At 63.1% G+C, this 26639-nt stretch carries 23 protein-coding genes; 11 read left to right on the forward strand and 12 right to left on the reverse strand.

Annotated elements, in window-relative coordinates; translation table 11 throughout:
* The first annotated feature begins 8 nt into the window (after nucleotides 1-8).
* Entirely contained in the window at nucleotides 9-1202 is a 1194-nt protein-coding gene (locus FNJ47_RS02035; RefSeq protein ID WP_163150058.1) for a DUF1501 domain-containing protein, read from the forward strand.
* Nucleotides 1203-1694: 492 nt separating this feature from the next.
* Entirely contained in the window at nucleotides 1695-4856 is a 3162-nt protein-coding gene (locus tag FNJ47_RS02040) for an ABC transporter substrate-binding protein (protein WP_235999317.1), read from the forward strand.
* A 281-nt stretch (nucleotides 4857-5137) separates the two neighbouring features.
* Here the strand turns inward: FNJ47_RS02040 and FNJ47_RS53135 are convergent, their stop codons facing one another.
* The 5 genes from FNJ47_RS53135 to FNJ47_RS02060 form a co-directional block, all read right to left on the reverse strand.
* Nucleotides 5138-5260 (reverse strand): hypothetical protein, encoded by a 123-nt coding sequence (locus FNJ47_RS53135; protein WP_283811178.1) that lies wholly within the window; start codon nucleotides 5258-5260, stop codon nucleotides 5138-5140.
* Entirely contained in the window at nucleotides 5244-6884 is a 1641-nt protein-coding gene (locus FNJ47_RS02045; RefSeq protein WP_163150137.1) for an arylsulfatase, read from the reverse strand. Before FNJ47_RS02045 ends, FNJ47_RS53135 begins: the two co-directional genes overlap by 17 nt.
* Before the next feature lie 13 nt (nucleotides 6885-6897).
* Complete coding sequence (locus FNJ47_RS02050; RefSeq protein ID WP_163150064.1) at nucleotides 6898-7896, reverse strand: formylglycine-generating enzyme family protein; 999 nt, start codon at nucleotides 7894-7896, stop codon at nucleotides 6898-6900.
* A gap of 337 nt (nucleotides 7897-8233) precedes the next feature.
* Nucleotides 8234-8599: a hypothetical protein gene (locus FNJ47_RS02055; RefSeq protein ID WP_163150067.1), complete on the reverse strand. Its 366-nt coding sequence runs from the start codon at nucleotides 8597-8599 to the stop codon at nucleotides 8234-8236.
* 89 nt (nucleotides 8600-8688) lie between these two features.
* Nucleotides 8689-11154, reverse strand: coding sequence for an arylsulfatase (locus tag FNJ47_RS02060; protein ID WP_163150140.1), 2466 nt, complete (start codon nucleotides 11152-11154; stop codon nucleotides 8689-8691).
* Between the two features lie 529 nt (nucleotides 11155-11683).
* Here FNJ47_RS02060 and FNJ47_RS02065 point away from each other — a divergent pair.
* A complete protein-coding gene (locus tag FNJ47_RS02065; RefSeq protein ID WP_163150071.1) occupies nucleotides 11684-12772 on the forward strand; it encodes a SphA family protein in 1089 nt (362 codons plus the stop codon).
* A gap of 327 nt (nucleotides 12773-13099) precedes the next feature.
* On the opposite strand, the gene pip is transcribed toward FNJ47_RS02065, so the two are convergent.
* From pip to pqqA, 6 genes are all read right to left on the reverse strand, one after another.
* The gene (gene pip, locus FNJ47_RS02070) at nucleotides 13100-14071 is read right to left on the reverse strand and encodes a prolyl aminopeptidase (protein ID WP_163150074.1); all 972 of its coding nucleotides are present in this window, start codon (nucleotides 14069-14071) and stop codon (nucleotides 13100-13102) included.
* Nucleotides 14061-15305, reverse strand: a complete 1245-nt coding sequence (gene pqqE / locus FNJ47_RS02075) for a pyrroloquinoline quinone biosynthesis protein PqqE (protein ID WP_163150077.1) — start codon at nucleotides 15303-15305, stop codon at nucleotides 14061-14063. The genes pip and pqqE overlap by 11 nt, the downstream gene beginning before the upstream one ends.
* Complete coding sequence (gene pqqD, locus FNJ47_RS02080; protein ID WP_163150080.1) at nucleotides 15302-15610, reverse strand: pyrroloquinoline quinone biosynthesis peptide chaperone PqqD; 309 nt, start codon at nucleotides 15608-15610, stop codon at nucleotides 15302-15304. Before pqqD ends, pqqE begins: the two co-directional genes overlap by 4 nt.
* A gap of 11 nt (nucleotides 15611-15621) precedes the next feature.
* Nucleotides 15622-16377 (reverse strand): pyrroloquinoline-quinone synthase PqqC, encoded by a 756-nt coding sequence (pqqC, locus tag FNJ47_RS02085; protein ID WP_163150143.1) that lies wholly within the window; start codon nucleotides 16375-16377, stop codon nucleotides 15622-15624.
* Between the two features lie 20 nt (nucleotides 16378-16397).
* The gene (gene pqqB, locus FNJ47_RS02090) at nucleotides 16398-17327 is read right to left on the reverse strand and encodes a pyrroloquinoline quinone biosynthesis protein PqqB (protein ID WP_163150083.1); all 930 of its coding nucleotides are present in this window, start codon (nucleotides 17325-17327) and stop codon (nucleotides 16398-16400) included.
* A gap of 145 nt (nucleotides 17328-17472) precedes the next feature.
* Nucleotides 17473-17553, reverse strand: a complete 81-nt coding sequence (gene pqqA, locus FNJ47_RS02095; RefSeq protein WP_035635412.1) for a pyrroloquinoline quinone precursor peptide PqqA — start codon at nucleotides 17551-17553, stop codon at nucleotides 17473-17475.
* Nucleotides 17554-17877: 324 nt separating this feature from the next.
* Between pqqA and FNJ47_RS02100 the strand changes: the two genes are divergently transcribed.
* From FNJ47_RS02100 to FNJ47_RS02135, 8 genes are all read left to right on the forward strand, one after another.
* Complete coding sequence (locus FNJ47_RS02100; protein WP_016839844.1) at nucleotides 17878-18135, forward strand: DUF6894 family protein; 258 nt, start codon at nucleotides 17878-17880, stop codon at nucleotides 18133-18135.
* Nucleotides 18136-18326: 191 nt separating this feature from the next.
* Nucleotides 18327-19601: a PQQ-dependent sugar dehydrogenase gene (locus FNJ47_RS02105; RefSeq protein ID WP_175068339.1), complete on the forward strand. Its 1275-nt coding sequence runs from the start codon at nucleotides 18327-18329 to the stop codon at nucleotides 19599-19601.
* Nucleotides 19602-19756: 155 nt separating this feature from the next.
* A complete protein-coding gene (locus FNJ47_RS02110) occupies nucleotides 19757-20326 on the forward strand; it encodes a c-type cytochrome (RefSeq protein WP_163150086.1) in 570 nt (189 codons plus the stop codon).
* A 72-nt stretch (nucleotides 20327-20398) separates the two neighbouring features.
* On the forward strand, nucleotides 20399-21790 hold the full coding sequence (locus FNJ47_RS02115; protein WP_163150089.1) for an amidase family protein: 1392 nt from the start codon (nucleotides 20399-20401) through the stop codon (nucleotides 21788-21790).
* Nucleotides 21791-21881: 91 nt separating this feature from the next.
* On the forward strand, nucleotides 21882-22358 hold the full coding sequence (locus tag FNJ47_RS02120) for a glutathione peroxidase (RefSeq protein ID WP_163150092.1): 477 nt from the start codon (nucleotides 21882-21884) through the stop codon (nucleotides 22356-22358).
* Complete coding sequence (locus FNJ47_RS02125; RefSeq protein WP_163150095.1) at nucleotides 22355-22618, forward strand: DUF3297 family protein; 264 nt, start codon at nucleotides 22355-22357, stop codon at nucleotides 22616-22618. Before FNJ47_RS02120 ends, FNJ47_RS02125 begins: the two co-directional genes overlap by 4 nt.
* Nucleotides 22619-22794: 176 nt before the next feature.
* On the forward strand, nucleotides 22795-23964 hold the full coding sequence (locus tag FNJ47_RS02130) for a mandelate racemase/muconate lactonizing enzyme family protein (protein ID WP_163150098.1): 1170 nt from the start codon (nucleotides 22795-22797) through the stop codon (nucleotides 23962-23964).
* 176 nt (nucleotides 23965-24140) lie between these two features.
* The gene (locus FNJ47_RS02135) at nucleotides 24141-25202 is read left to right on the forward strand and encodes a hypothetical protein (protein ID WP_163150101.1); all 1062 of its coding nucleotides are present in this window, start codon (nucleotides 24141-24143) and stop codon (nucleotides 25200-25202) included.
* Between the two features lie 12 nt (nucleotides 25203-25214).
* Here FNJ47_RS02135 and FNJ47_RS02140 read toward each other — a convergent pair whose 3' ends face one another.
* Nucleotides 25215-26567 carry a malonyl-CoA decarboxylase gene (locus FNJ47_RS02140; RefSeq protein WP_163150104.1) on the reverse strand — a complete coding sequence of 451 codons (1353 nt, stop codon included), beginning with the start codon at nucleotides 26565-26567 and terminating at the stop codon, nucleotides 25215-25217.
* Nucleotides 26568-26639 lie beyond the last annotated feature (72 nt).

Raw genomic sequence — 26639 nt, forward strand, 5'->3', positions numbered from 1 at the left:
GTTCGCCAATGAACCGCCGTGACCTGATCAAGGCCTTCGCTGCTTCCGCTTCGCTCACCGTCGCCGGCCGGGTCTGGGCGGCACCCGCGACCGACGCGCGCCTGCTCGTCGTATTCCTGCGCGGCGCCTATGACGCTGCCAATGTGGTGGTGCCGGTCGGCAGCGAGTTCTACTACGCCTCGCGACCGACGCTTGCGGTCGCGCGGCCCGATGCCGGTAATCCGAATGCGGCACTGGCGCTCGACGCCGGATGGGGGCTGCATCCAAGCTTGCGCGATTCGATCTATCCGTTGTGGGCCAGGCGCGAGATCGCTTTCGTTCCGTTTGCCGGCACCAGCGATGACCTCTCGCGCAGCCATTTCGAGACCCAGGACACGATCGAGCTCGGGCAGGCGGTCGGCGGCAGCCGCGACTACCACTCCGGCTTTATGAGCCGGCTGGCGACCGAGCTGACGCGGGTGAAGCCGATCTCCTTCACCGACCAGCTGCCGCTGGTCTTCCGCGGCCAGAACCAGATTCCGAACATCGGCATCGCCAGCGTCAGCAAGCCCGGCGTCGACGACCGGCAGGCGCGGCTGATCCGGGAGATGTATGCGAAAGGCGATCTGGCCAATTCGGTGTCGGAAGGTTTTCGGGTCCGCGACGACGTCTACAAATCGGTCTCCGAGGAGATGATGGCGGCCAACCGCGGCGCCGTGTCGCCGCGCGGCTTCGAGCTGTCGGCGCGGCGGATCGGCCGCCTGATGCGCGAGCAGTTCAACCTCGGCTTCGTCGACGTCGGCGGCTGGGACACCCACGTCAACCAGGGCGCGGCGACCGGCTATCTCGCCGACCGTCTCGGCGAACTGGGCAGGGGCCTTGCCGGCTTCTCCGAGGAAATCGGTCCCACGATGTGGCGCGACACGGTCGTGGTCGTGATCTCCGAATTCGGCCGCACCTTCCGCGAGAACGGCGATCGCGGCACCGATCATGGCCATGGCAGCGTCTATTGGGTGATGGGCGGTGGCATCAACGGCGGACGCATGGCCGGCGAGCAGGTCCAGGTGACGCAGGCGACGCTGTTCCAGAACCGCGATTATCCGGTCCTGACCGACTACAAGGCGTTCTTCGCCGGTCTGATCCAGCACGTCTACGGTCTGCAGCAAGCAAGCCTCGAACGCATCTTCACCGGCATCAAGCCGAAGGATCTGAACCTAGTTTGAGGAGGCACTGCCAAAATATCGAAAACAACCCCATGCAAAGGTGCCGCCGGGAGCCCGGTGTTCGACTTGGCAAGTTGACACGTCGGGCAAATCAGCGGCATTCTTCTATTATTCAGAAATCCTGCAATGGCGGCGCCGCATCGCCGACGAACGGGTCGAGGTCGCGCGGCGGACGCTGCTCCAGAACCGCGACTCGACGGTCTCACTTTGATCTAGATCAAGCGGCCACTCGCTCCGTTCGCAGAGTTTCCGACCGGCGCGCTGATCATACGGGGATGCTGAAGTAACGGCGGCAGCACACAGCCGATTTCGCATAGGCAACCGTTGAACGGTGGGCCAGTCTAACCGGTATTGCCAGTGGGTCGGTGACGTTCGAGGGACGCAACCATGGGCCTCGGGAATTGGCTGCGGAGTCTTGGCCTCGAACGCCTTGAGGCGGCGTTCAGCCACGATGCGACCAGCAGAAGCGCTCTCTCGCAGCTTGCTGTTTCAATGGGACGACTGGCCTTTGCGTTGCTCACTCTGTTGGTAGCGGACCCCTGTTCAGCGGCGGATAAGGTGTCGCTGCAGCTGAAATGGCTGCATCAGTTCCAGTTCGCTGGCTATTACGCGGCGCTCGATCGCGGCTTCTATAGGAGTGCCGGGCTCGACGTCGACATTCGCGAGGGCGGCCCCAACATAGACGCGATGAAGGCAGTCGAGGAAGGCAAGGCTGATTTTGGAGTCTGCACCACAGGCGTTTTGCTTAAGAAGCCCGATGCACCGCCCGTCGTCGTCCTCGGTGCGATCTTTCAGCATTCCCCAGCCGTCATCCTGGTGCCGCACCGCACCGGCATCCGCGCGGTCTCGGAATTGAAGGGACACCGCTTGATGGATGCCCCCGGCAGCGACGACATCGCCGCCATGCTCAAGCGCGAGGGGGTCGACTACGCGAGCCTTCCGCGCGTTGCCCACACCGGCGATTCCCGCGATCTGCTCAGCGGCAAGGCGGATGCGATGGTCGCCTACAGCACCAACGAGCCTTACGCGCTCGAAAAGTTGGGCACGCCGTATCTGATGTTCGCCCCACGCGCCTACGGGTTCGACTTTTACGGCGACAGCTTGTGCACTTCCAAACGGCAGGTGGCCGAGCATTCCGAGCGCGTGCGCGCATTTCGCGCCGCGAGCCTGAAGGGTTGGGAATACGCACTCGATCACAAGGACGAAATCGTCGACCTGATCTTGCGCAAATACTCCTCAAGGAAATCCCGCGAGGCGCTGCTGTACGAGGCGGCGCGGACCGAGTTGCTGATCCAGCCGCATCTGAGGCCGATCGGCGATCAGAGCAGCGCGCGCTGGAAGGCCATCGCCGACGCCTATGTCGACCTCGGAATGTTGAGCGAGGCGAAGCTGCCCGCGGGGCTGATCTACGAGCCAGACAGCGGAGGATGGCTGACGAGGCTGCAGGCCCCGCTGCTGTGGGGCCTGCTTGCGACAATTCTCGTATCCGCGCTGGGCTGGACCTTTTACCGGAGCGCACGCGCATTCGGAGCGATACACCTCAGCGCGGTGATGTCGGGGTTGTTCGTCCTTCTCAGCATTCCCGTATTGATCTTCATCCTGGTGTACAACTATCGACAAAACGCTGCGGCGATCAACGCGACCCTCCACGACGTTGTGGCCAAGACCAGGCAGGTCAGCATCGAGGACGCAGGGAACCTGATCAATCCGGTCGCTGCTACGCTTGAGCTGCTCGCTGCGGTAGCCGCAGAGGACCCGGAGGTATTTCGAAAGGAAGACAGCCGGGATCTGCTCTACAGGGCGCTCACGTCGGCGCCGCAGATTGACGCGGCCTATGTCAGCTTTGAAGACGGCTATCATCGGGTCGTGACCCGGATCGATGACGACCGCAGGCGCTCCGACTCCGCAATTCCGCCAAACGCGAACTGGCACTCGAGCTATATCGACAGTTTTTCCGGCTCCCCGCGACGGGTCCGGCATCGAACGTTTTTTGACACTTGGTCCCATGTGGTCGGGAGTTACGATGTCGAGCAAATCATGGATGTCAGAACTCTGCGGGGGTACCAGGCCGCGAAGGACGCCCGCGCCCTCACCATAGAGGAACCGGCGCTCAATCCGGATACTGGATACCCCGTCATCTTCGTCCGGGTTCCGATCATCAGGCATGATGCATTCATCGGCTGCGCCAGCGCCAATATCACGCTCGACATACTATCGCAGTTTCTGACCATTCATCGTGCGAGCCCCCACAGCATTACGGTTATCGCCAATGCAACCAAGGGTACCATTATCGCGCATCCCGACCCCAAGAAGACGGTAAGATTCGAGAACAACCGGCTGGAGCTTGCCAGGCTGGACACCATCGCCGACGCCGACTTGCGCGAGGCCTATCGACTGAAGAAGGAGACCAACAGCGAGGATTTCTTCTTCAGCTCGCCACAGAGCGGCGAGAAGATCAGCGCTTCTTTCACTCGCTATCCCGGCAGTTTCGGACAACCGTGGGAGATCATCATCCTGACGCCGACCGACGACTTTGTCGGGACCCTAGAGCGAACGAATCGGCAGATGATCGTTCTGATCGCCGCCCTGACCGGCATCGAACTGCTGCTGATCTATGTGCTCTCGCGGCGGCTATCGCGACCAATTGAAAACGTTTCGCGGGAGCTGCGATCGGTCGAGGACCTCACATTCTCGCACGCGACGCGGCCGTCATCCAACATCCGGGAGATCAAGGAGCTGCAGACGGCGCTGTCGCTGTTCGAAACCTCGCTGCGCTCGTTCTCCTCGTTCGTGCCCCTGGATGTGGTGCGCAAACTGACCAAATCCGGCGTTCCGCTGACGCTCGGTGTCGAACCGCGCTTCATGACGGTGCTGTTTGCCGATCTGCAGGATTTTTCCAGTCTCGCGGAGCACATGGCGCCGAACGATCTCCTCGCTCAATTGTCGGTCTATTTTGAGACCGTCTCGCAGGCGATCACTGAGGAGCACGGCACGGTGGACAAGTTCATCGGCGACGGCATCATGGCGTTTTGGGGCGCACCGGCGCATCGCGACGACCATGTGCTGCGCGCCTGTTGCGGCGCGCTCAAGGCCGCACGGCGGATGCGACAGCAGAACGCGACATGGAGCACGGAAGGTCGGCGGCCGCTGACGCTGCGCATCGGCTTGCATTGCGCGGATGTCCTGGTCGGCAATGTCGGTTCAACCGCGCGACTGAGTTACACGGTCATGGGCGACGGGGTGAACGTCGCCGCCCGGCTCGAGGGCTTGAACAAGGCATTCGGGACGACGATCTGCATCAGCGACAGTATGCTCGCTGCCGTGGCATCCAGGGTGGTGGTGCGGCCCTTGCGTCACGTTCAGGTCAAGGGCCGTAAACAGGAATTCATGGTGTATGAGTTGCTTGGGATAACCGGCAGCGGCGACCCGGAGATCGAAGCTCGACCCCGTGACGTAAGGCTGAGCCAAATGACATGGGAAGCGTCGGAGTATTTCGAGAGGGGAGAGTTCGGCGAGGCCGCCCGTCGCTACCAGGACGTTTTGGAAGAGTTCCCAAGCGACGCCGTTGCGAAGTCGATGCTTGAGGCCTGCTCCTCCTCGCCGAGTATTGCGCCGTCGGCGACGGTCGACGGTGATGAGGCCGCCGGCGAATGAGTTGAGTTGATGGTGATCCGCGCGGGACGGCTTAGCTGCGCTTGGAAACTGCCGCTCAACGGAGCGCAGCTCGCGCACCCCTGGATCGCTCTGGGTCAATTGCGTCGATCTTGCCGATGCTCGGTGGGGGCCGGCTTACCCTCGTCAGTTGACACGCGGAAGAATGCTGGGCCTCGTCGGTATGGGCCAACATCGGAAATGCGAGCTTGGTCGTCGCCCAGTTGCGACGATGGTCGTCCAGACGGGCGCCCCAGGGCTTGGGCGCCCGCCGATCGCGTATTCTACTTGCCGGCGTGCGATTGCATGGCTTTCTCGATCTGCGCCTTGACGGCTTCCAGATTGAAACTTGTATCTTTTCGCATCGGCACGAAGTCAATCGCGGTCCTTTCACCTTGCCACGGCATGCCTCGCCGCCTCGATCTGGGCTTTCACCGCGTCGAGATTGAAGCTCGCTCCCTTCTGCATCGGCGGGAATTCGATGGCTGTCTTGGCCAGCTCCTCCACTTTCTGCTGGATGAACACGAAGCGCCAGAATTCGTACTGGAACCAGCCGAAGTATTCTTGGGCACCGGATTTTGTGCCGTTATCGGGCCAGCCGGTGCGCTCGAAAGGATCGAGGCGCAGATTGGTGATGTAAGGCACGTCGACCTTGGTCTTTTCACCCAGCCAACCCTGGGGCTGGTCAATGAAGCGGTACTTGTAGTCGTCGATGCGTATGGCACCTAGCGAGCTCTCGCCAAAATACCAGATCTCATGCCTGTTCGACGGCCCCTTGCCGGTGATCATGTCCATCTGGTTGTAGCCGTCGAGATAGACCTTGTAGGTGCGGTCGCCCATCTGCTTGCCCTTCTTCAGCTCCTCGGCAATGTTCGGATTGCCCGCGGCCGCCACCAGCGTCGGGAACCAGTCGAGCCCCGACATGATGCCGTTCTCGACCTTGCCGGCCGGCACCCGGCCTGGCCAACGGATCATGGCAGGCGCACGATAACCGCCTTCCATGATCGTGCCTTTTGCTTGAGCAAATGGCGTCTGTCCGCCGTCGGGCCACGTGAACACCTCGGTGCCGTTGTCGGTGGTGAAGACGACGATGGTGTTCTCGTCGACACCCATGTCCTTGAGCTTCTTCATCACCTCGCCGACGATATCGTCAAGCTGCGCCATGCCGGCTTCATGAATCGTCCAGCCGTTCTTCGAGTTGCGCATCGCCTCATACTTCTGCGACAGGTGAGTGACGATGTGCATGCGCGTCGGGTTAAGCCAGAGGAAGAACGGCTTGTTGTCGGCCTTGGCCTTCTCGATGAATTTCACGGCAAAGTCGCGAATCTCATCGTCCACCGTCTCCATGCGCTTGGGATAGAGGGTGCCGGCATCCTCGATCCTCTGCTTGCCGACCTTGCCCCAACGCGGGTCGACCGTGGCATCGTCGGTGTCGGTTGCCCACGAGTGAACCATGTTGCGCGGACCGACCACGTTCAGCAGCTCTTGGGGGTAGGCTGGGTGCGCTGGATCCTCCATGGCGTCGAGGTGGTACAGATAGCCGAAGAATTCGTCGAAGCCGTGCACGGTCGGCAGAAACTCGTTCTTGTCGCCCAGATGGTTCTTGCCGAACTGGCCGGTCGCGTAGCCCATTGACTTGAGCACGGTGGCGATCGTCGCCGCTTCCGCCGGAAGCCCGGTCGGAGCGCCGGCCTGGCCGACCGTCGTCATGCCGGTACGGATCGGCAGTTCGCCGGTGACGAAGGCGGCGCGGCCGGCGGTGCAGCTTGCCTCGGCATAGTAATCGGTGAACAGCATTCCTTCGGCCGCGAGCTTGTCGAGGTTCGGTGTCCGTCCAGCCATCATGCCGCGGTGGTAGGCACCGATGTTCCAGATGCCGATGTCATCGCCCATGATGACGACGATGTTGGGCCGCTGGCCGCTCGGTGCCTGCTGCGCCTGGGCCAGTGCCTTTTCAACCGATGCGGCGGCGCCCAATGCGGACGCGGCAGCCAGGCTTGTCGTCGCGAGCAAAACATTGCGACGGCTCATATCGCGTGAGGTGTTATCCTTGTCCTCGCTCATAATCTGCTCCCTTCCTCATGACGCATCGAAAACCAACGTGGCTCGTGGACGTATCCACCGCTTCCGCATGGCGCGCAGCCGGGCGATAGCGACGGCAGTAGTTCGGCGCGCAGAGATGCGAGCCGCCTTTGAGAACCTTGCGGGGAATCTTGATCTTGGGCAGAGACGGATCGTGACTGGCTTGCTCTTGCCCACCGCGCGGATTGTGCGGAATGCAGCACGCCTTGGCAGCATCGGGTTCATGTCTGGTGGACCACCAATCTGTGGTCCACTCCCAGACGTTGCCGATCATGTCATGGAGGCCATAGCCATTTACCGGGAATGCGGTGACGGGTGAGGTGCGCGCGTAGCCATCGCTGCTGAGATTTTCGTACGGAAATGCGCCTTGCCAGGTATTCGCCATTGGCCTGCCGCCGGGCATGAACTCGTCGCCCCAGGCGAACTCGGCTCCGTCGAGGCCGCCGCGTGCGGCAAACTCCCACTCGGCTTCGGTCGGCAAATCCTTGCCAGCCCATCTCGCGTAGGCCTCAGCATCGCGATAGGCAACGTGGACCACGGGATGATCGTCGAGGCCGCTGATCGAACTGCGGGGGCCGTACGGCCGGCGCCAGTCGGCGCCAAACTTGAAATTCCACCATTGCGACCAGTCGCGCAAATCGACCGGACGCTTCGGTGGTGTGAAAACCAGCGAGCCTGCCTTGAGCATGTGCGGCAGTGCGCCTGGATAGTCCTTTGCGTCAGGCCGCGTCTCCGCTGACGTCACGTAGCCTGTTGCGTTGACGAACTTGCGAAAATCGCGATTGGTGACCGGCGTCCGGTCCATCCAGAAGCCGCTCACCGAGACGCGATGGACCGGCGCCTCTTCGGCATAGTGCCTGTCGGAGCCCATACGGAACGTGCCGCCCGGAATCCAGACCATACCCCTCTCACCGGGCCCATCCGACAAAGGTACGCCTGCCGCAACGCCAACGTCTTGCATAGGCTACTCGCAGTGAACGAGTTTCAAAGTTACGAGCGCCGCCCCGAGCAATTTCGAGAATCTCTCGGCAGCTTTCTAGCGCGCCGATTCGTCGGGGGAGCGTTTAACGCCTTGGTCAGTCGAAAAGACGATCGAGCATCTGAAGTGCGAGGCCGACTACGCCCTTCGCAGCGGCACAACCTATAGCATCACGTTGAGCCGGGCAGCGAAGGTTTGCAATCATGCTTGTAACAACTAATAAGTGTCAAGGCGCGACTACAACCCAGAACACCCTGGATCAAGTCATGAGGACGTCCGGTCTATCCCCCGGCAGCAGGCGCCGCGGCGACAATACGGATTAGTTTGGAGCCTTTTTCTTTTTGCTCGCGCCCCTCAAAGCTGCTGCCGAGGTCGTGACTGATCCATCAGTCATTTGAAGACAGGTCAAAAGATCGACATAGCTCGCTTCGCCTATCGTCGCCTCGGCCTCACACTGGGTCCTGACTGCCGTGGAGTACGAAGACCAAATCCGGCTCAGCTGTTCACGCGCTGAGTTCTCATCGCTCAAACACTTGTCTAAACTTTGAGGCAAGCTCAAATTCATCGCCTTGTCGGCTTCTACCGACGCTCTGCAAGTAGCCTCGACGTTGAATTTTGGGACAGCATCGGAAATGGGCGTCAACAATTGAGTAGCCGCCGCCATGGCCATGATTACCGGGTGCATGGGATGTCCTCTCCATTACCGGGCTGCCCTGTGCGAGCCGCCCGTCATCCAAGCCCATCCGCGCCGCACCGAGATGCGACCCTGCCAAGTCACTTCGCGTCCTGAGCGGCGCGATGCGCCTCCGCCAGCTTCTTCTCGTCCTCGGGCGTCAGCTGCGGCGGTTCGACAGAGATCGTCAGCTTGTTGAGCTTGCCGGTGAACGTGAACGGGATTTGATAGTCGCGGTCGTCCACCGGCGAGCCGGTCTTCGAACCGATGTCGAAGGTCTCGTCGAGCGGCATACCAAACGGAATTGTCTTCTCCATCTTCTGCGTCGCGACGACCTTGCCGTCCACGCTTAATATTCCGGTCGCGGGACGGCCGACGCCGCTCAGGTTATTGAAGGCAAGCGTGGCGAAGCCGAGTCCGTCATATTTGAAGTCGAATACGATTGTGTGCTTGCCGGGCGAGAGCGCGTCGGGACCTTCCCAGCGGACCCAGTTGACGTCGAGTTGGTTGTAGTTGAACACCGGTTTGCCCTTCAGCAGATATGGCCCGTACCCGCTAAACCGTCCGCCTTCGGCAACAATCGAACCTTCGCCGCCTCCTTGCGGCACGTCGATATCCGCCGTGATCGTGAAGGAGGTGTTGAGGAACTGCGGGGCCACGCTGTCGGGCAACCCGGTGACCGGCATCAAATAGGTAAACACCTTTCGTCCCGCCGTTACCGAGGGGCGCTCGGACACCCAGCGCGTTATCACCGAAGCATCGAGCGGCAGGACCTGGTATTTGGCAAACTCGCCAAACATCAGGTCCGTCATCTCCCTCACCTTGTCAGGATTGGCCGCGGCCACGTCGGTGGACTGCGTCCAATCGTGCCGGAGATCGTACAACTCCATCTTGAAAGCGGTGGCGGGATTCTCGATCGCACTGCCGACAAGTTGCCACGGCGGGCGGTTGGGCAGCGCGCTGAGCATCCAGCCGTCGTTGTAGAGCCCACCAACGCCCAGCATCTCGAAGTACTGGGTGTGGTGCGGCGACGGCGCCTCGGCGTTGGCCTTGTCGAAGCTGTAGGCCAGGCTGACGCCCTCGATCGGCTTTTGCGCGATGCCGTCCACCATGGTCAGTGCGGGAATGCCCGTCGCCTCCAGGATGGTCGGCACGATATCGATGACATGGTGGAACTGACTGCGAATGCCACCCTTGTCGGTGATACGCGCCGGCCAGGAGATCGCCATACCGTTGCGCGTGCCGCGGAAGTACGACGCAATCTGCTTGGTCCATTTGAAGGGCGTGTCGAATGCCCAGGCCCATCCGACGGCGTAATGCGGGAAGGTCTTGTCGGTGCCCCAGACATCGTAATACTTCAGCAGTTCGGGGATCGTCATATTGACGCCGTTGATCGAGAGATTCTCCGAGATCGTGCCATTCAGCGTGCCTTCCGCGCTTCCGCCGTTGTCGCCGCTGATGAAGATGATGAGCGTGTTGTCGAGTCTGCCAAGGTCCTGCACCGCCTGGACGACGCGGCCGATTTCGTGGTCGGTGTACATGAGATATGCGGCGTATACGTCGGCTTCCCGGATGAACATTTTCTTCTCGTCGGCTGACAGGGTGTCCCATGTCTTGAGCAGATCATCCGGCCAGGCTGTCAGCTTGGCATCCCGGGGGACGATGCCGAGCTTCTTTTGATTGGCGAAGATCTGGTCGCGGAGCGCGTTCCAGCCCTTGTCGAACAAGTGCAGGTCGGTCGCTTTCTTGATCCATTCGGGCGTCGGATGATGCGGCGCGTGGGTGCCGCCCGGGACATAGTAGAGAAAGAACGGCATCGACGGATTGATCGAGTTCAATTGGTTCAACCAGCCGATGGCATCATCGGCCATGGCAGTGGTCAGATTCCACCCCGGCTGCCCGACATAGGGAGTGATCCGCGTCGTGTTGCGATACAGCAGCGGAGTCCACTGGCTGGTATCGCCGGCGATGAAGCCGTAGAAATACTCAAAACCCATGCCGGTCGGCCATTGATCGAACGGCCCAGCCTGGCTGGTTTGATAGGTTGGCGTGTTGTGATCCTTTCCGAACCAGGAGGTGCGATAGCCGTTCTCCGTGAGAATGCGGCCGATCGTGGCGGCGTCCTTGGGGATGATGCTGTTGTAGCCGGGGAATCCCGTCGCCATCTCGCCGATGACGCCGTACCCCGCACTGTGGTGATTGCGCCCGGTAATGAGGGCGGCACGGGTCGGAGAGCACAGCGAGGTCGTATGGAAGTTGGTGTAGCACAGCCCGCTGGCAGCGATACGATCGAGCGTCGGGGTTGGAATCACCCCGCCGAACGTCGCAGGGGCGCCGAAGCCGACATCGTCGGTCATGATCAAGAGGATGTTCGGCGCATCTTTCGGCGGTACCACCCGCGCCGGCCACGCCGACTTCGACTGCGCGGCGTTGAGCCCTATGTCGCCCCGAAACTGCTGGGGCGATGCGGGTAGATATCGACCATCGATCGTTGTCGTGGCACTGGGCGAGCCGGGCGTGCCGGTGGTTTGTTGAGCGTACGCCGAGGGGATGCTCGCCATCACCATGACTGCGGACAATCCGATTGCCGGCCAAACGGTGGCACCCGCAGTGGTGCCGTCAAGTCGTGTCACGATTTTTGAGAAGGTACCCATTGCGTTCTCTGATCAAAGGCTTGCTTCGCGGGAAGAGGGCTTCGGTCTCAACGTCGACATAACGACTTGCCCTTCCTTACAGGAGAAAGCGAATCTTGGGCGACGTCCGAAAAGATGGTCGTTAGAACTGGAAAAGCGGTGGCCAAGTCACAACGCAGCGTCTGCGAACCAGGCAGGACGAGATGCTCCAGCAACGCGTCCTTCTGTTATTGATCTAGATCAATCGGGCCAGCAGCCGTTGTCTTGTCGAGAGCGCCCTGACAGTTATGCAAAAGCGGCGGGGCTGTGGCATGTGAGACACAACCTTTACAATATAAGGCCGGCTGAGCGCAAGTATGCCGATTTTGGATAGACGAACGGCGGCGTCAGCTTATTCTTTCCGAGTTTCCTGTCGCCGGAGCCTCCCGGCAACGACGGGATCGCGAGAGTCGGGGGATCAGCGATGCGGTACCTTGGACTGGGTTTGGGACGCAGATTTTCGCAGCGGCATTTCAGTGTTGGGGCGCTTGCCGCTCTGCTGGTGCTTTCCACCCAAGCGGCTCGCGCCGATGAAGGTGGTGTGAGCTTTTGGGTACCCGGATTTTTTGGCAGCCTCGCGGCTGTTCCTCAGCAGGCGCCGGGCTGGTCGGTGACCTCGATTTATTATCATGACTCGGTTTCCGCCGGGGCCGACGTGGCGCGGGCGCGCGAGATCACGCTCGGCCGCATTCCCGCGAATCTGAACGTCAACGTGAGCGCCAACGTCAATGCGAATGTGAATCTTGGCTTTGTGGCCGGGACCTACACCTTTGCGACACCGGTGCTTGGTGGTCAGGCCTCTGCCACCCTGCTGGCGGCCTACGGCTCCAACTCCACGTCGCTCGCGGGATCGCTTGTGGGGACATTGACGGGACCGGGCGGCGGAACGTTCCCCTTCTCCCGGTTCGACAGCATCGACAGTTCACTCATTGCATTTGGCGATCTGGTGCCGCAGTTCGCGCTGCGCTGGAATGCCGGCGTCAACAACTACATGACCTACATTACCGCCGACCTCCCGGCCGGCGCCTACCAGTCGACCCGCCTTGCGAATTTAGGGATTGGGCACTGGGCAATCGACGCGGGCGGCGGCTACACCTACTTCAATCCACAGACCGGGCATGAGTTTTCGGCGGTGCTGGGGTTCACCTACAACTTCGTCAACCCCTCCACTCAATATCAAAGCGGCGTCGACATGCACCTCGACTGGGGCGCGTCGCAATTCCTGACCAAGCAGTGGCAGGTCGGCCTCGTCGGTTACCTTTATCAGCAGATCGGCTGCGACAGCGGCTCCGGCGACCGTGTCGGCTGCTTCCAGTCGCGGGTCGTTGGCGTCGGCCCGCAGGTCGGTTACATTTTCCCGGTCGGGGACATGCAGGGATATCTCAACCTGAAGGCTTACGGCGAGTTCGCCAATGAAAATCGGCCGGCGGGCTGGAACCTCTGGCTGACGTTCAATCTTCAGCCCGCGGCGCCGACGCCGCCGACATCCTCAAGGCCGAGATTCACGAAATAGCAGCGCGGTGACGCTGCCCCCAGCGCCGCGCTGAAGGATTAAGCTGACCCGGCGGTAGCAACGCAATCAGCCACTCCGCAGGCGTACGGACATGTCCGAGTTGGGTCAATTGCGTCGATCTTGCCGATGCTCGGTGGGTCCGGTTTATCCTCGTCGGCCGACACGCAGAAGAATGCCGGGTTTCGTCGGTATGGACCAGTAAGCGGCAGTCGGCGATCCGGCCGGCGGCTGAAACCCAGGGCGGGATGAGTTTTGATTAAATCGGCTTGGCGCGGAGAGGTGAATCGTGTTCGTGGCCGAACCGATTCAATCTAACTTCATCCCGATCTAGCTCTTCGCCGCCAGATCCGCGATCGCCTTCATCACCGCGTTGCGGATGCCGGGATCGTAGAGGATGTGGCCCGCGCCATCGACGATGCGGACTTCGCTGCCCGGCCAGCGCGCGGCGAGCGCGTGCGATGTCGCGGGCGGACACAGCAGATCGTAGCGGCCCTGCACCAGGAGGCCGGGAATGCCGGCGAGCTTGCCGGCCTCATCCATCAATTGGTGCGGCCGCATGAAGCAATCGTTGGCGAAGTAGTGCGCCTCCATAAACGGCGTCGCGGGCAGGGCGCCCGATGCCTTGAGATCGAGCCGCGTCTGCTTCGGCGTGTGTTCCGACAGCGTGCGCTCGGTGTCGTGCCAGGCGCGCGCGGCCGGCGCATGCACGGCCACATCAGAATCGAGGATGCGGCGGTAATAGGCCGCAAGCGGCGCCGCGCGCTCGTTCTCGGGCAGGAAGTTGAGGAAGTCATCGGAGAGACCGGGATAGAAGCGCGGCAGAGCGCGCAGGAAAACGTCTTCCAGCTCTTCGCTGGTGCCGAGGAACGTCGCGCGCAGCACGAGGCCACTGACCCGCTCGGGATGGGCCTGCGCATAGGCCAGCGCCAGCGTCGCGCCCCAGGAGCCGCCGACCACCATCCAGCGCGCAAAGCCGAAGCGTTCGCGGATCTTCTCCATGTCGGCGATCAGATGCTGCGTCGTGTTGTGGTCGCGGCTGCCCTTCGGCCGGCTACGGCCGCAACCGCGCTGGTCGAACAGCACGGCGTGGAAGCGCTCGGGATCGAACAGCCGCCGGTGGTCGGGCTGGCAGCCGCTGCCTGGGCCGCCATGCAGATAGACCGCGGGGATGCCGCCCTCGCGCCCGACGCTCTCGACATACAGATTGTGGTCGTCGCCGACATCGAGCAATTCCGACGTCAGCGGCGCAAACGGATCGGATCGCCTTGCGGCCTTGCCGGCGTCGGCGTCAGGCGCCATTGGGGTTGTCCTGGAGCTTGTCCTGATGGTCGTTCGACTCCAGCGTGCCGCCGGCGAAGTTGCGGTAGAGGAAGCGGTTCTGCGTGCCGGCGGATTCCCGCTCGGCCTGCTTGAAGATTTCCTCGTGCCGCGGCGACAGCGCGCAGGCCGGATCGGCGTTGCCGGCGTCGCCGGTCAGCGCGAAGGCCTGGCAGCGGCAGCCGCCGTAATCGACCTCGCGGAATTCGCAGGATTTGCACGGCTCCGGCATCCAGCCGGTGCCGCGATAGCGGTTGAAGGCTTCCGAGTTCTGCCAGATCCAGGCGATGGAATGGTTCGAACGCACCGACTCGAATTCGAGCCCGGTGATGCTTTCGGCGGCATGGCAGGGCAGCACCTTGCCGGCCGGCGAGATGTTGAAGAACTGGCGGCCCCAGCCGCCCATGCATTTCTTCGGCCGCAGCGCGTAGTAGTCCGGCACGACATAGTCGATCGCGAGCGTGCCCTTCAGGCGCGCTTGCGCTTCCTCGACGATCCGGCTGGTCTCCTCGATCTGCTCGATGGTCGGCATCAGGGCGGCACGGTTCTTCAGCGCCCAGCCGTAATACTGCACGTTGGCGACTTCGAGCCGGTCGGCGTCGAGATCGAGCGCCATCTGGATGATGTCGGACAGCTGATGCAGGTTCTGCCGGTGCATCACGGCGTTCACCGTGAGCGGCATGTCGAGCTCGCGGGTCCATTTCGCGACTTCGAGCTTCTTCTTGTGCGCGTCCTTCAGCCCTGCGACCCGATCCGCGACATTGGGTTCATTGCCCTGAAAACTGATCTGGACATGGCTGAGGCCGGCATCGGCCAGCGCCGACAGCTTGTCTTTGGTCAGCAGCACCGCCGAGGTGATCAGGTTGGAATAGAGCCCGACATCGGATGCGTGCTGCACCAGCTCGACGATGTCCTTGCGCGCGGTCGGCTCGCCGCCGGAGAAATGGATCTGCAATACGCCGAGTTCGGCGAGCTCGCTCAGCACCTTCTTCCATTCCTCGGTGCTGAGCTCGGTCGAGCCGCGGTCGAGCTCGACCGGGTTGGAGCAATACGGGCATTGCAGCGGGCAGCGGTGGGTGACCTCGAGGAGCACCGCGAGCGGGATGCCGTAGGTCTCGGCCGCCGACCGGCGGCTCTCCAGCACGGCGAGCCCGTCACTCGGGGCCGCGTTCGGGCCCGGCGATGCGGTCTTGTTGTCGGCGAGCGTGTCACTCATGCTGTGCTCTCGCGCGCTTCGGTGAGAAAGCCCTTGTCGGCCAGATCCTGCAACATCGCCACCACGTCGGTCGCGATCGCCTCGCGTGGCGCTGCGTATTTTTCCGCGAGCTGGTCCACCATCGCGGCGACGCTGCGTACGCCGTCGCAGAGCTGCAGCACCTCGACCGCGATCTCATCGGGCGCCAGCACGCGCTCCGGTGCCAGGATCACCCAGACCTGCCGCGTCTCGTCGAATTTCAGCTTGGTGTGGCGCGGCAGTTTCGGCCGGCTGGTCTCGCTGACGCTGATGTTGCGGCTGGCCATGACCCTGTTTCCTAGCTCGTCTTCGGCACGAAGGCGCCGGGCGGAATCTGGCCGTCGACATAGGCGTGATAGAGCGCGTCGAGCTGCACCCACAGCACGTTGGTCTTGAAGATCAGCGCGTTGCAGACCGCTTCGCGCTCGGCGGGCGTCCTGGCATGCTGCTTGACGTAGTCGAGCGCAAAGCCGGCGTCGCGCGGCGCCTGGGTCAGGCGGCGGCTGAAATAGCTCATGATGTCGGGATTGACGAAGTCGTAATGCTTCAGCATCCCCGAGATGCGCTCCTCGTGCAGGTTCGGCGCGAACAATTCGGTGAGCGAGGAGGCGATCGCCTCCAGCGGCGTGCGGTCGCGGCAGAAATGCACATAGGCTTCCACGGCGAAGCGTGTCGCCGGCAGAATGCCTTCGGTGGATTCTACATAGGCGGTGTCGAGGCCGAGGCCTTCGGTCAGCTTCAGCCAGCGCTCGATGCCGCCTTCATTGCCGAGGTCGCCGTCATGATCCTCGATGCGGTGGCGCCATTCGATCCGCGTGTTGCGGTCGCGGAAGCGCGAGATCACCATCGCGTCCTTCAGCGGGATCGTGCTCTGGTAGTAGTAGCGGTTCAGCGCCCAGGCCTGGACCTGGCCCTTGTTGAGCTTGCCGCCGTGCAGCAGGCGGTGGAACGGGTGCAGGCTGTGATAGCGCGTCGCACCGATCGTGCGCAGCGTTGCCTCCATCTCCTCGGCACTGTCGAGCGTGATGCCCTTGCCGATCGAGAGCGCGGTCATTCCGTTTGTAGGCACCACATTCACAGCACGATCTCCGTTCCGTCGGAGGGAATCTGCCAGCCCGCCTGTTCGGCCGCCTTGCGTTCGGCCGAGGTCCCAAGCAGCGCCGGGTTGGAGTTGTTGATATGCAAAAACACTTTTCGTCCGATGTCGAGCCCGGCGAGGCTCGCGATCGCGCCCTGATCGCCCGACATCGCGATATGTCCCATGCCCTGGCCGGTCTTGTTGCCAAGGCCCGCCGCGATCAGCTCGTCGTCGCGCCACACCGTGCCGTCGAAGAACACCAGCGGGGCGCCCTTGAGCCGCGATTTCAGGTCGTCAGTCACCCGCGCGCAGGCGGCCAGGAAGTAGAAGTATTTGCCGCTGCGCTTGTCCGCAATACGCAGACCGAGCGTATCGCCGACGCCGTCGGCGCCCGCCGGGTGCGCCTTGCCCTCGAGATACCAGGCACCCTTGCCGGGAACCTCGAACGGCAGCACCTCGAGCCCGGACGGCGAGCCGTCGGGCAGGGCTGGTTCGAAGGGCTGGTCGACCGCGATCGGCAGCCGCGCCACGTTCTTTTCGCTCAGCACGTTGAAGATGCTGTTCGAGCGCAGGATCGCCAGCACCCGCTCATGCGCGTAGATATTGAACGGCGAGCCCTCACGCATCGACAGCAGCCCGGTGACCGCATCGATCTCGCTATTAGTGAGGATGACGCCCGCGATCGGGCTGTGGCGCAAGGCGCCGGGCTTCGGGTGCAGCTGCGGCGTGGCGGTCACTTGCTGGCGCAGATCGGGGGACGCGTTGACCAGGAACCAGTGCGCGCCATCACCGCTGACGGCGATCGAGGCTTGCGTGCTCTGCAATTCAGGATGGTCGCTTCGCGCCGTCCTGCACACGGCACACCCGCAGTTCCACTGCGGAACGCCGCCACCAGCTGCGGCACCCAGGACGACGACACGAAGCATGATCCGTCCCCTGGAGCAGTTTAACCCGGACCCAAAAACGCTACGAGGTGGACCCCGGGTCTGAAACACGCCCCCTTGCTCGGGAGCGCGTCACGCCGGACGTCCACCTGCGCTAAAACGCTAAACGTGTAGTGAGCGCTGCCGCTTACTTGCGGGTGGCGCACATATACATGTTGATTTCCATGCCGACCGACACTTCCACGATCTTCGGTGCTTTCCAGGCCATTTGGCTCTCCTTGTTGCAACCGGACGAACTTTCCGCCCTGCATTTAAACTACTGCGGTTGGAAAAGTTCGCCACTTAAATTTTTCGCAAGCTGCCCTGTTCAAGGACATGCTGCACTGCGAAGGGTGAATTCCGGCCAGTCACAAATTTGTGCGCGCAATTCCCGTCAAAACCCGGTGCCATCAGACCTTTTTGCTGTTGTTCGCCACACGGTGAATGGTGATCTTGGACTAAGAGACAGGGGCCCCGCGGTCCTCCGAAGGTCCTGATGACGATCCTGTGCTTCCCGGTGACGGGAAGCGACTAACCGAGCCGAGTTCTGCCGATGCCACGCTACTTCTTCAATACCCGTATCGGCGACGAGCTGATCTCCGACCCCGACGGCGAAATCCTGCGGGATCCGGATCGTGCGTGGGAAATGGCGCGGGCGATGATTCGCGAACTGCTCAAGACCGAGGGCGCCGATGGCGCGTTGCTCAGCGCGGTCATCGAGGTGACCGACGACGAGGGCGAAATCGTGCTGGAGTTTCCATTCACGGAGGCGATTCTCGATCGCCCGGACCGCTCGATGACAAGGCACTGACACGGGCTACACTGACACGGGCTGACACGGGCCGACAGGGCCGCCCGGCCACAACCATGCGTTGGCCGATGTCAGCATGTTTCCGATTGCAATTGTCCGGACAAATTCGCAAGACTATGAACGGAAAGCCGAATGGCGCCGGTCGACGTCAATGGCGCAATAACAACGGCTTCTACCTAGGGGAGATCATCATGAAACAACACTCGTTCGCACCGCGCAGCCTGCTGCTCGCGGGTGCCATGCTGGGGGCGTTCACGCTCGCTGCTGCGGCGCAACAGCCGGCGGCCGCGCCTGCCGCTGGTGCCGCGCCTGCCGCCCAGCCGCTGCCGCCGGGCTCGCCCATGATCGGCCGTCCGGACAATGAAGCCGCCGCCAAGCTCGCGCCGGTGGCGCCGCCGCCGCTGCCGGCCGCGCCCGACAAGCTGCCGCTCGCCAAGCTGAAGGTGCCGGCCGGCTTCAATGTCGAGGTCTATGCCGCAGGGATGGCCAATGCGCGTTCGCTGGCGCTCGGCGACAAGGGCACCGTGTTCGTCGGCAGCCGGCTCGTCGACAAGGTCTATGCAATCGTCAACAAGGACGGCAAACGCTCGGTCAAGGTGATCGCCTCCGGCCTCTACCGCCCGAACGGCGTCGCCTTCAAGGACGGCACGCTCTACATCGCCGAGCTCTCGAAGGTCTCCAAGATCGACAAGATCGAGGACAATCTGGACAACCCGCCGAAGCCCACCGTCATCTACGACAAGCTGCCGAAGGACGAGGCGCATGGCTGGAAGTTCATCGCCATCGGTCCCGACAACAAGCTCTATGTCCCGGTTGGCCAGCCCGGCAACAACGTGCTGCATGACGCCGACCACGGCCAGATCCGCCGCATGAATCTCGATGGCTCCGGCGCCGAGGTCTATGCGCTCGGCGTGCGCAACTCGGTCGGCTTCGACTGGAATCCCGAGACCAAGCAGATGTACTTCACCGACAACGGCCGCGACTGGTTGTCGGAGACGGTGCCGGAAGACGAGCTCAACCGCGTCACCAAGGCGGGCGAGGATTTCGGCGCGCCGTTCTGCTACCAGGGCAACATCATCGACCAGGAGCTCGGCTGGGGCAAGAACTGCAAGGACTACACGCCGCCGGTCGGCCTGATGGGCCCGCACACTGCCTCGCTCGGCATGCGCTTCTACACCGGAAGCATGTTCCCGAAGACCTACAAGAACGTGATCTTCGTCGCGCGTCACGGCTCCTGGAACAAGTCGCAGAAGCAGGGCGGTGACGTCGTCGTCGTCAGGCTCAACAAGGACGGCACCGTGAAGTCGGTCGAGCCGTTCATGACCGGCTTCCTCGAGGACAACAAGTATGTCGGCCGCCCGGTCGACGTGATGCTGCTGAAGGATGGCTCCTTGCTGGTCTCCGACGACTGGAACGGCGCGGTCTATCGCGTCAGCTACGGCAAGCCGAAGGTCGCAAACCAGTAATTGAAAGTCGTCATCGTCATTGCGAGCGAAGCGAAGCAATCCATTCCGCCACTTGCGGAGAGATGGATTGCTTCGTCAGCGGAGTTTATCATCGGGCCCGCCGATGGCGGGACCCGTTGGCTCCTCGCAATGACGGCTAATGCCCGGAGCGGCCAATGCACAAGACGATCATCGCCACCCTGGCACTTGCCTCTATCGCATTTTCCGCAAATGCCGAGACCATCCAGGAGCGCGCTGCGGCGTGCTTTGCCTGCCATGGCGAGCATGGTACGTCGGAAACCGAGAACACGCCGTCGCTCGGCGGCCAGCAGGCGCCCTATGCGCTGATCCAGCTGTTCATGTTTCGCGAGAAGCTCAGGGTGTTCGACCCGATGAACGAGATGGCGAAGTCGATGACCGACGACGATCTGCGCGCCTTCTCCGATTTCATCGCCACTTTGCCGAAGCCCACGCCGCCCACGGATGCCGGCGATCCCGCGCGGATGGCGCGTGGCCAGGCGCTGGCGCAGCAGAACCGCTGCAACACCTGCCACAACACCGATTTCTCCGGCAAGGAAAACGTCCCGCGGATCGCCAACCAGCGCGAGGACTACCTCGCCAAGACGCTGGCCGAATACAAGGACAACAGCCGCCACGGCTACGACGCCACCATGGCCGACGTGATGCAGACGGTGGCCAAGGAGCAGATCGGCGACCTTGCCTATTACATCGCGCATGTCCGCTGAAACATCGGGCGGCGGGCCGCTGGCCTTGCCCTTCGTGTGGGGCTAAAACGCCTGCGTCATACGGAGTGTCTCATGCAGGATATTTGGCGTCTGTCGGCGGCCGAGCTCGCCTCCCTCATTAAATCCAGGAAGGTCTCGGCGAAGGAGGCGGCCGAGGCCGGGCTCGCCCGGCTCGACGCGGTCAACCCGAAGCTCAACGCGGTGGTCGATCACCGGCCGGACGACGTGCTGGCGCAGGCCGCGAAGATCGATGCGGCAATTGCGCGCAATGAGGCGGTCGGGCCGCTCGCCGGCGTGCCGATCACGATCAAGGTCAATGTCGACCAGGAGGGCTACGCCACCACCAACGGACTGAAGGCGCAGCGCGACCTGATCGCCAAGGTCGACAACCCCGTGGTCGCCAATCTGCGCAAGGCCGGCGCGGTGCTGCTCGGCCGCACCAATTGTCCGGCGGTGTCCTATCGCTGGTTCACCACCAACCTCATTCACGGCGACACCAAGAACCCGCGCGATCCCGGCATCACCCCGGGCGGCTCGTCGGGCGGCGCGGGCTCCGCGGTCGCGGCCGGCATCGGTCACATCGCCCACGGCACCGATATCGCCGGCTCGGTCCGCTATCCGGCCTATGCCTGCGGCGTGCACGGCCTGCGGCCGAGCATGGGCCGTATCCCGGCCTTCAACCCGGCATTGCCGGAGCGGCCGATCGGCCCGCAGATCAGCGCGGTGTCGGGGCCGCTGGCGCGGACTGTCAACGATCTGCGCATCTCGCTCGCGGCGATGTCGGCGCCTGACTATCGCGATCCCTGGTACGCGCCGGTGCCGCTCGAGGGACCGCCGCGCGAGAAGCGCGTTGCGATGTGCCTCAATCCCGACGGCCTCAACCCGGTGCCGGAAGTGGTCGCCGCGGTGGCCGATGCCGGCAAGCGACTGCGAGATGCTGGCTGGATCGTCGAGGAGATCGACGACACGCCGTCGCTGCGCGAGGCGGCCGAGATCCAGACCCGGCTCTGGCTCGGCGACGGCTACGAGGCCCAGCTCGCCTTCGCCGAGCGCGAGGGCGATCCCGGCGCGCTGGCCTGCCTGCGCGGCGTTCGCGCCCGCGTGCATCCGTTCGCCCTGTCGCAGGCGCTGACCCGCCGCGCCACGCTGACGCGCGACTGGTTTGCCTTCCTCGACAAATATCCGGTGCTGCTGATGCCGGTCTCCAGCGAGCTGCCGTTCCCCGATCATCTCGACCGCAAGGACGAGGCCTCGTTCGCGCGGGTGTGGCACGCGCAGCTGCCGCAGATCGCGATCCCCTTCATGGGGCTTCCTGGGCTCGTCGTCTCCACCGGCTTGGTGGGACGGATTCCGGTCGGCGTGCAGCTGGTGGCGGGTCGCTACCGCGAGGATCTCTGTCTTGCGGCAGGCGAGGCGATCGAGGCCGGCGGCACGCCGTCCTCTCCAATCGATCCGGTGGTCTAGCGCATGATCCGGAAAAGTGGGTACCGGTTTTCCCTCGCGACAAACGCGGAACGCGTTTGCGCGGAGATCATGCGCAAATAAGAGAGGAACGATGGCGACGGTCTACGATTTCACCGCCAAGTCGCTCGCCGGTGAGGACATGCCGCTGCGGCAGTTCGAGGGGCAGGTGCTGCTGATCGTGAATACGGCGAGCGCCTGCGGGTTCACGCCGCAATACAAGGGCCTCCAGGAGCTGCACGCCGGTCTCTCGCCGCGCGGCTTTGCCGTGCTCGGCTTTCCCTGCAACCAGTTCGGTGCGCAGGAGCCGGGCGATGCGAAGCAGATCGCCACGTTCTGCGAGACCAACTACGCCGTGACGTTTCCGATGTTCGCCAAGATCGACGTCAATGGCAGTGCTGCGCATCCATTGTACGAATACCTGAAACGTGAGAAGTCGGGCCTGCTCGGGCCGTCGATCAAATGGAACTTCACCAAGTTCCTGGTCGATCGCTCCGGCAAGGTCGTGGCGCGGCATGCGCCGACGGCCCGGCCCGAAGGATTGAAGAAGGACATCGAGGCGCTGCTATGAGCGACGACACCACCAACGACCAATTCCCCGACCGCCTTTCGGTCGATCCGAACAGTCCGTACTACAACGCGGAGATTCTTGCCCGCGATGTCGGCATCCGCTTCAAGGGCGCCGAGAAGACCAACGTCGAGGAGTACTGCATCAGCGAAGGCTGGGTGCGGGTCACCGCTGGTAACGCCAAGGACCGTTACGGCAATCCGCTGACCATCAAGGTGCACGGGCCGGTCGAGCCGTATTTCAAGGACAAGGCGAAGTCCTGACGGTATCGCCCCGCGTCATTGCGAGGAGCCAACGGGTCCCGCCTTCGGCGGGCCCGATGATAAACTCCGCTGACGAAGCAATCCATTGCATCCGCGGATGTCGAGAGCTGGATTGCTTCGCTTCGCTCGCAATGACGGCGGAGAAGCCGCAAACCGCAACCGCGAGAGCAAAGCACATGTCCGTCCGCATCGTCGACGTCCGCGAGGTGACGAAGCCGATCTCCTCGCCGATCCGCAACGCCTATATCGACTTCACCAAGATGACCACGAGCCTGGTCGCCGTGGTCACCGATGTGGTGCGCGACGGCAAGCGGGTGGTCGGCTATGGCTTCAATTCCAACGGCCGCTACGGGCAGGGCGGTCTGATCCGCGAGCGCTTTGCGCCGCGTCTCCTGGAAGCCGATCCGACATCGCTGCTCGATGCTGATGGCGGCAACCTCGATCCGGACAAGGTCTGGTCGACGCTGATGTCGAACGAGAAGCCGGGCGGCCATGGCGAGCGCTCGGTCGCGGTCGGCACCATCGACATGGCGGTGTGGGACGCGGTCGCAAAGATCGCGGGCAAGCCGCTGTTCCGATTGCTCGCCGAGCGTCATGGCCTGACCGCCAATCCGCGCGTCTTCGTCTATGCCGCCGGCGGCTATTACTATCCGGGCAAGGACCTCGGCGCGCTGCGCAAGGAGATGCGCGGCTATCTCGACCGCGGCTACAACGTCGTGAAGATGAAGATCGGCGGTGCGCCGCTCGCCGAGGACCGCGAGCGCATCGAGGCGGTGCTGAAGGAGATCGGCAGCACTGCGCAGCTTGCGGTCGACGCCAACGGCCGCTTCGATCTGGAGACCGCGATCGCCTATGCCAAGATGCTGCGGGAGTATCCGCTGTTCTGGTACGAGGAAGCCGGCGATCCGCTCGATTATGCATTGCAGGCCGCCCTGGCCGAATTCTATCCCGGTCCGATGGCGACCGGCGAGAACCTGTTCAGCCACCAGGATGCGCGCAATTTAATCCGCTACGGCGGCATGCGGCCCGATCGCGACTGGCTGCAATTCGATTGCGCGCTATCCTACGGGCTCTGCGAGTATCAGCGCACGCTCGAGGTGCTGAAGACCCACGGCTGGTCGCCGAGCCGCTGCATCCCGCATGGCGGCCACCAGATGTCGCTCAACATCGCGGCCGGCCTCGGCCTCGGCGGCAATGAGAGCTACCCTGATTTGTTCCAGCCCTATGGCGGCTTCCCGGACGGCGTGCGCGTCGAGGATGGCCACATCGTGATGCCGGAGCTGCCGGGCATCGGCTTCGAGGGCAAGTCCGACCTCTATGCGGAAATGAAGGCGCTGGCCGACTGATCCAGCCCGGCCGATGCCGATCGGCGGCCGCGGGTAGGGTTGAGTTCGCTCACGAAATTATGTGAGCGACGCTCAAGAAATAATTGAACGTTGCTCACGTTACGCTATACTCATTCGGGAGGGCGTGCTGTTCGGATCCCCGGAAGGCGCCTGGAACCGGTCATGAGGATCGCCGCATGCCATATTCAGCAAAGAATCTCCGGGAAGCCGCAGATGCCGGGGTGATCAGCGCGGCTGATCTGGAGCGGCTGCTCGCCTTCCTCGCCAGCACTGCCGGGCAAGGCACGGCCGATGGCGCAAGCCGGCCAGCCAGGTTCGATGCCGCACACGTGCTCTGGTATGCCGGCGCGCTGATCGTGATCGGCGCCATGGGCCTGTTCTCGACCCTGGCCTTCACCCAGATGGGCGGTCGGGCGCTCACGGCCTGCGCGATCGCCTACGCCACTGCGTTCGCCGTGGCAGGTCATCACCTCTGGTTCGGCAAGAATTTGCGGGTTCCCGGCGGCCTGCTGATCGCGATCGCGGTCTCGATGGCGCCGCTCGCGGTCTATGGCATCCAGGACGAACTCGGCTGGTGGGGCAAGTTCGGCAAGCCCGGAACCGTGCAGGATTTCTATGTCTGGGTGAAGGGCAGCTGGATCTTCATGGAGATCGCAACAATTGCCGCCGGCGTCGTTGCGCTGCGCTACTACCGCTTCGCCTTCATCGTCGCGATCATCTCGGTCGCGTTGTGGTTCATGTCGATGGATCTGGCGCCATGGTTCAGCGGCACGGCCTATGCCGATTTCGAGATGCGGCGCCGGGTGTCGGTGTGGTTCGGATTGGCCGTCCTCGCGGTGGCGTGGATCGTGGATTATCGCAGCCGCAACGGCGACTTTGCGTTCTGGCTGCATCTGTTCGGCCTGATGGCATTCTGGGGCGGCATCAGCGCCTCCGAAGGCTCGACCGAATTGAGCAAGGCGATCTACTGCCTGCTCAATGTCGGCCTGATCGTCGTCGCCGTGATCCTGATGCGGCGCGCCTATGCAGTGTTCGGCGCGTTCGGCATCTGCCTCTATCTCGGCCATCTCGCCGACGTAGTGTTCAAGGACTCGCTGTGGTTTCCGTTCTCGCTGTCGCTGATCGGAATTGCCGTGATCGCCGCAGGCCTGCTCTACCATCGCAACGAGGGCGCGATCGCGGCCTGGCTCGACACGCATCTGCCGGCGGGGTTGCGGCCGCGATCCGCGACCGCGTAATGCGGCGGCGGCTTACGACAACCGCATGTCCAGCAGCCGCCGGCCTTCGCCCTTCAAGAGCTTCTTCACCGCGCTCGAGGCGATCACCTCGCCGTTGTTGGCGTAGGCCTCGTGGTTCTTCTCGATGTCGTCGAGGCGGTAGAGGTAGTTGACCATGACGCCTGCGGATTCGCGCAGGCCCTTGGGCGAGAGGTCGCCGAGCCAGTTGATCCGCTCCAGCCGCGCGCCATTGCCGAGATGGAAGCGCGCGACCGAATCGATCAGCCGGCCCTTCGGCGTGCGGGCCTTCAGGAAATAATAGGCGGCGAGCGGCTCCAGCACGGCGCGCAGCTGCGTGGCGAGCTCGGCGTTCTCGAACCAGTCCGGCTTGCCGAGGCTTTCCAGCAGCTGGCGGTCCTCATCGGTGAGCGGCACGTCATCGGCCTGCTTGACCCACTGCATGAAGCCCGGCACCGGCGACAGCGTCACGAAATTGTCGAGCTTGGGCAATTCGCGGCGCAACTCCTCGACCACCTGCTTGATCAGGAAGCTGCCGAACGAGATGCCGCCGAGGCCGCGCTGGGTGTTGGAAATCGAATAGAACACCGCGGTGCGGGCCTTCTCGACCGGAACCGGCTCGCGCTCTTCGGCAAGCAGCGGTGCGATCGCGCCCGGAATGGTTTCGGTCAGCGCGACCTCGACGAAGATCAGCGGCTCGTCGGCCAGCGCCGGATGGAAGAATGCGTAGCAGCGGCGATCGATCGGATCGATGCGGCGGCGCAGGTCATCCCAATCGCGGATCTCGTGCACAGCCTCATAGCGGATGATCTTCTCCAGAATATTGGCCGGAGACGACCAGTCTATCCTGCGCAGCACGAGGAATCCCCTGTTGAACCAGGACGAGAGCAGATGCACCACGTCGCGATCGAGCGCGGCGAGGTCCTTGTTGCCCTTCATCAATGAAAGCAGATCCGAGCGGATCGACACCAGCTCGCCGGTGCCGCCCGGCGCGCGGTTGAGCCGGCGGATCAATTCCTGGCGGCGCGGCTCGGAGGCGAAATGCAGGTCGCTCGCGTCCTCGCCATTGGCTTTGGCGCGCCAGGCGTCGATCGCCTGCGCCAGCCGGGCGTGATCGGGTCCGAAATCGCGCGCCAGCGTCTGGAAGAACGACAGCCGTCCGGCGGCATCGAGGTGGTGGTAGCGGTCGAGCACTTCGCGCGCCATCGCGGTGCCGGAGGCCTCGCCGCGGCCGGACAGCAGCGCCTCGCACAATTCCAGAAGTTCGGACGCATCCTGCTTGTCGTCGGCCGGGCTGGCGCGGCCGAGCAGGACGCGGCCGCGTTCGGAAATCGTCGAGAGCAAGTCGGAGAAGAAGGCGTTGGCCATGTGTGGGTCGTATCCAGCAGGTCGTATCCAGTGAAGCCGGACCTTACACGGGATTTAAGGTCGGGAGGACTG

Source organism: Bradyrhizobium uaiense (assembly GCF_010811875.1).
Classification (GTDB): Bacteria; Pseudomonadota; Alphaproteobacteria; order Rhizobiales; family Xanthobacteraceae; genus Bradyrhizobium; species Bradyrhizobium uaiense.

Bases quoted from the DNA above. Each gene is read 5' to 3' on its own strand.
- FNJ47_RS02035 (WP_163150058.1), top strand. From the start codon at position 9: ATGAACCGCCGTGACCTGATCAAGGCCTTCGCTGCTTCCGCTTCGCTC.
- FNJ47_RS02040 (WP_235999317.1), top strand. From the start codon at position 1,695: ATGGGACGACTGGCCTTTGCGTTGCTCACTCTGTTGGTAGCGGACCCC.
- FNJ47_RS53135 (WP_283811178.1), bottom strand. From the start codon at position 5,260: ATGCCGTGGCAAGGTGAAAGGACCGCGATTGACTTCGTGCCGATGCGA.
- FNJ47_RS02045 (WP_163150137.1), bottom strand. From the start codon at position 6,884: ATGAGCCGTCGCAATGTTTTGCTCGCGACGACAAGCCTGGCTGCCGCG.
- FNJ47_RS02050 (WP_163150064.1), bottom strand. From the start codon at position 7,896: ATGCAAGACGTTGGCGTTGCGGCAGGCGTACCTTTGTCGGATGGGCCC.
- FNJ47_RS02055 (WP_163150067.1), bottom strand. From the start codon at position 8,599: ATGCACCCGGTAATCATGGCCATGGCGGCGGCTACTCAATTGTTGACG.
- FNJ47_RS02060 (WP_163150140.1), bottom strand. From the start codon at position 11,154: ATGGTGATGGCGAGCATCCCCTCGGCGTACGCTCAACAAACCACCGGC.
- FNJ47_RS02065 (WP_163150071.1), top strand. From the start codon at position 11,684: ATGCGGTACCTTGGACTGGGTTTGGGACGCAGATTTTCGCAGCGGCAT.
- pip (WP_163150074.1), bottom strand. From the start codon at position 14,071: ATGGCGCCTGACGCCGACGCCGGCAAGGCCGCAAGGCGATCCGATCCG.
- pqqE (WP_163150077.1), bottom strand. From the start codon at position 15,305: ATGAGTGACACGCTCGCCGACAACAAGACCGCATCGCCGGGCCCGAAC.
- pqqD (WP_163150080.1), bottom strand. From the start codon at position 15,610: ATGGCCAGCCGCAACATCAGCGTCAGCGAGACCAGCCGGCCGAAACTG.
- pqqC (WP_163150143.1), bottom strand. From the start codon at position 16,377: ATGACCGCGCTCTCGATCGGCAAGGGCATCACGCTCGACAGTGCCGAG.
- pqqB (WP_163150083.1), bottom strand. From the start codon at position 17,327: ATGCTTCGTGTCGTCGTCCTGGGTGCCGCAGCTGGTGGCGGCGTTCCG.
- pqqA (WP_035635412.1), bottom strand. From the start codon at position 17,553: ATGGCCTGGAAAGCACCGAAGATCGTGGAAGTGTCGGTCGGCATGGAA.
- FNJ47_RS02100 (WP_016839844.1), top strand. From the start codon at position 17,878: ATGCCACGCTACTTCTTCAATACCCGTATCGGCGACGAGCTGATCTCC.
- FNJ47_RS02105 (WP_175068339.1), top strand. From the start codon at position 18,327: ATGAAACAACACTCGTTCGCACCGCGCAGCCTGCTGCTCGCGGGTGCC.
- FNJ47_RS02110 (WP_163150086.1), top strand. From the start codon at position 19,757: ATGCACAAGACGATCATCGCCACCCTGGCACTTGCCTCTATCGCATTT.
- FNJ47_RS02115 (WP_163150089.1), top strand. From the start codon at position 20,399: ATGCAGGATATTTGGCGTCTGTCGGCGGCCGAGCTCGCCTCCCTCATT.
- FNJ47_RS02120 (WP_163150092.1), top strand. From the start codon at position 21,882: ATGGCGACGGTCTACGATTTCACCGCCAAGTCGCTCGCCGGTGAGGAC.
- FNJ47_RS02125 (WP_163150095.1), top strand. From the start codon at position 22,355: ATGAGCGACGACACCACCAACGACCAATTCCCCGACCGCCTTTCGGTC.
- FNJ47_RS02130 (WP_163150098.1), top strand. From the start codon at position 22,795: ATGTCCGTCCGCATCGTCGACGTCCGCGAGGTGACGAAGCCGATCTCC.
- FNJ47_RS02135 (WP_163150101.1), top strand. From the start codon at position 24,141: ATGCCATATTCAGCAAAGAATCTCCGGGAAGCCGCAGATGCCGGGGTG.
- FNJ47_RS02140 (WP_163150104.1), bottom strand. From the start codon at position 26,567: ATGGCCAACGCCTTCTTCTCCGACTTGCTCTCGACGATTTCCGAACGC.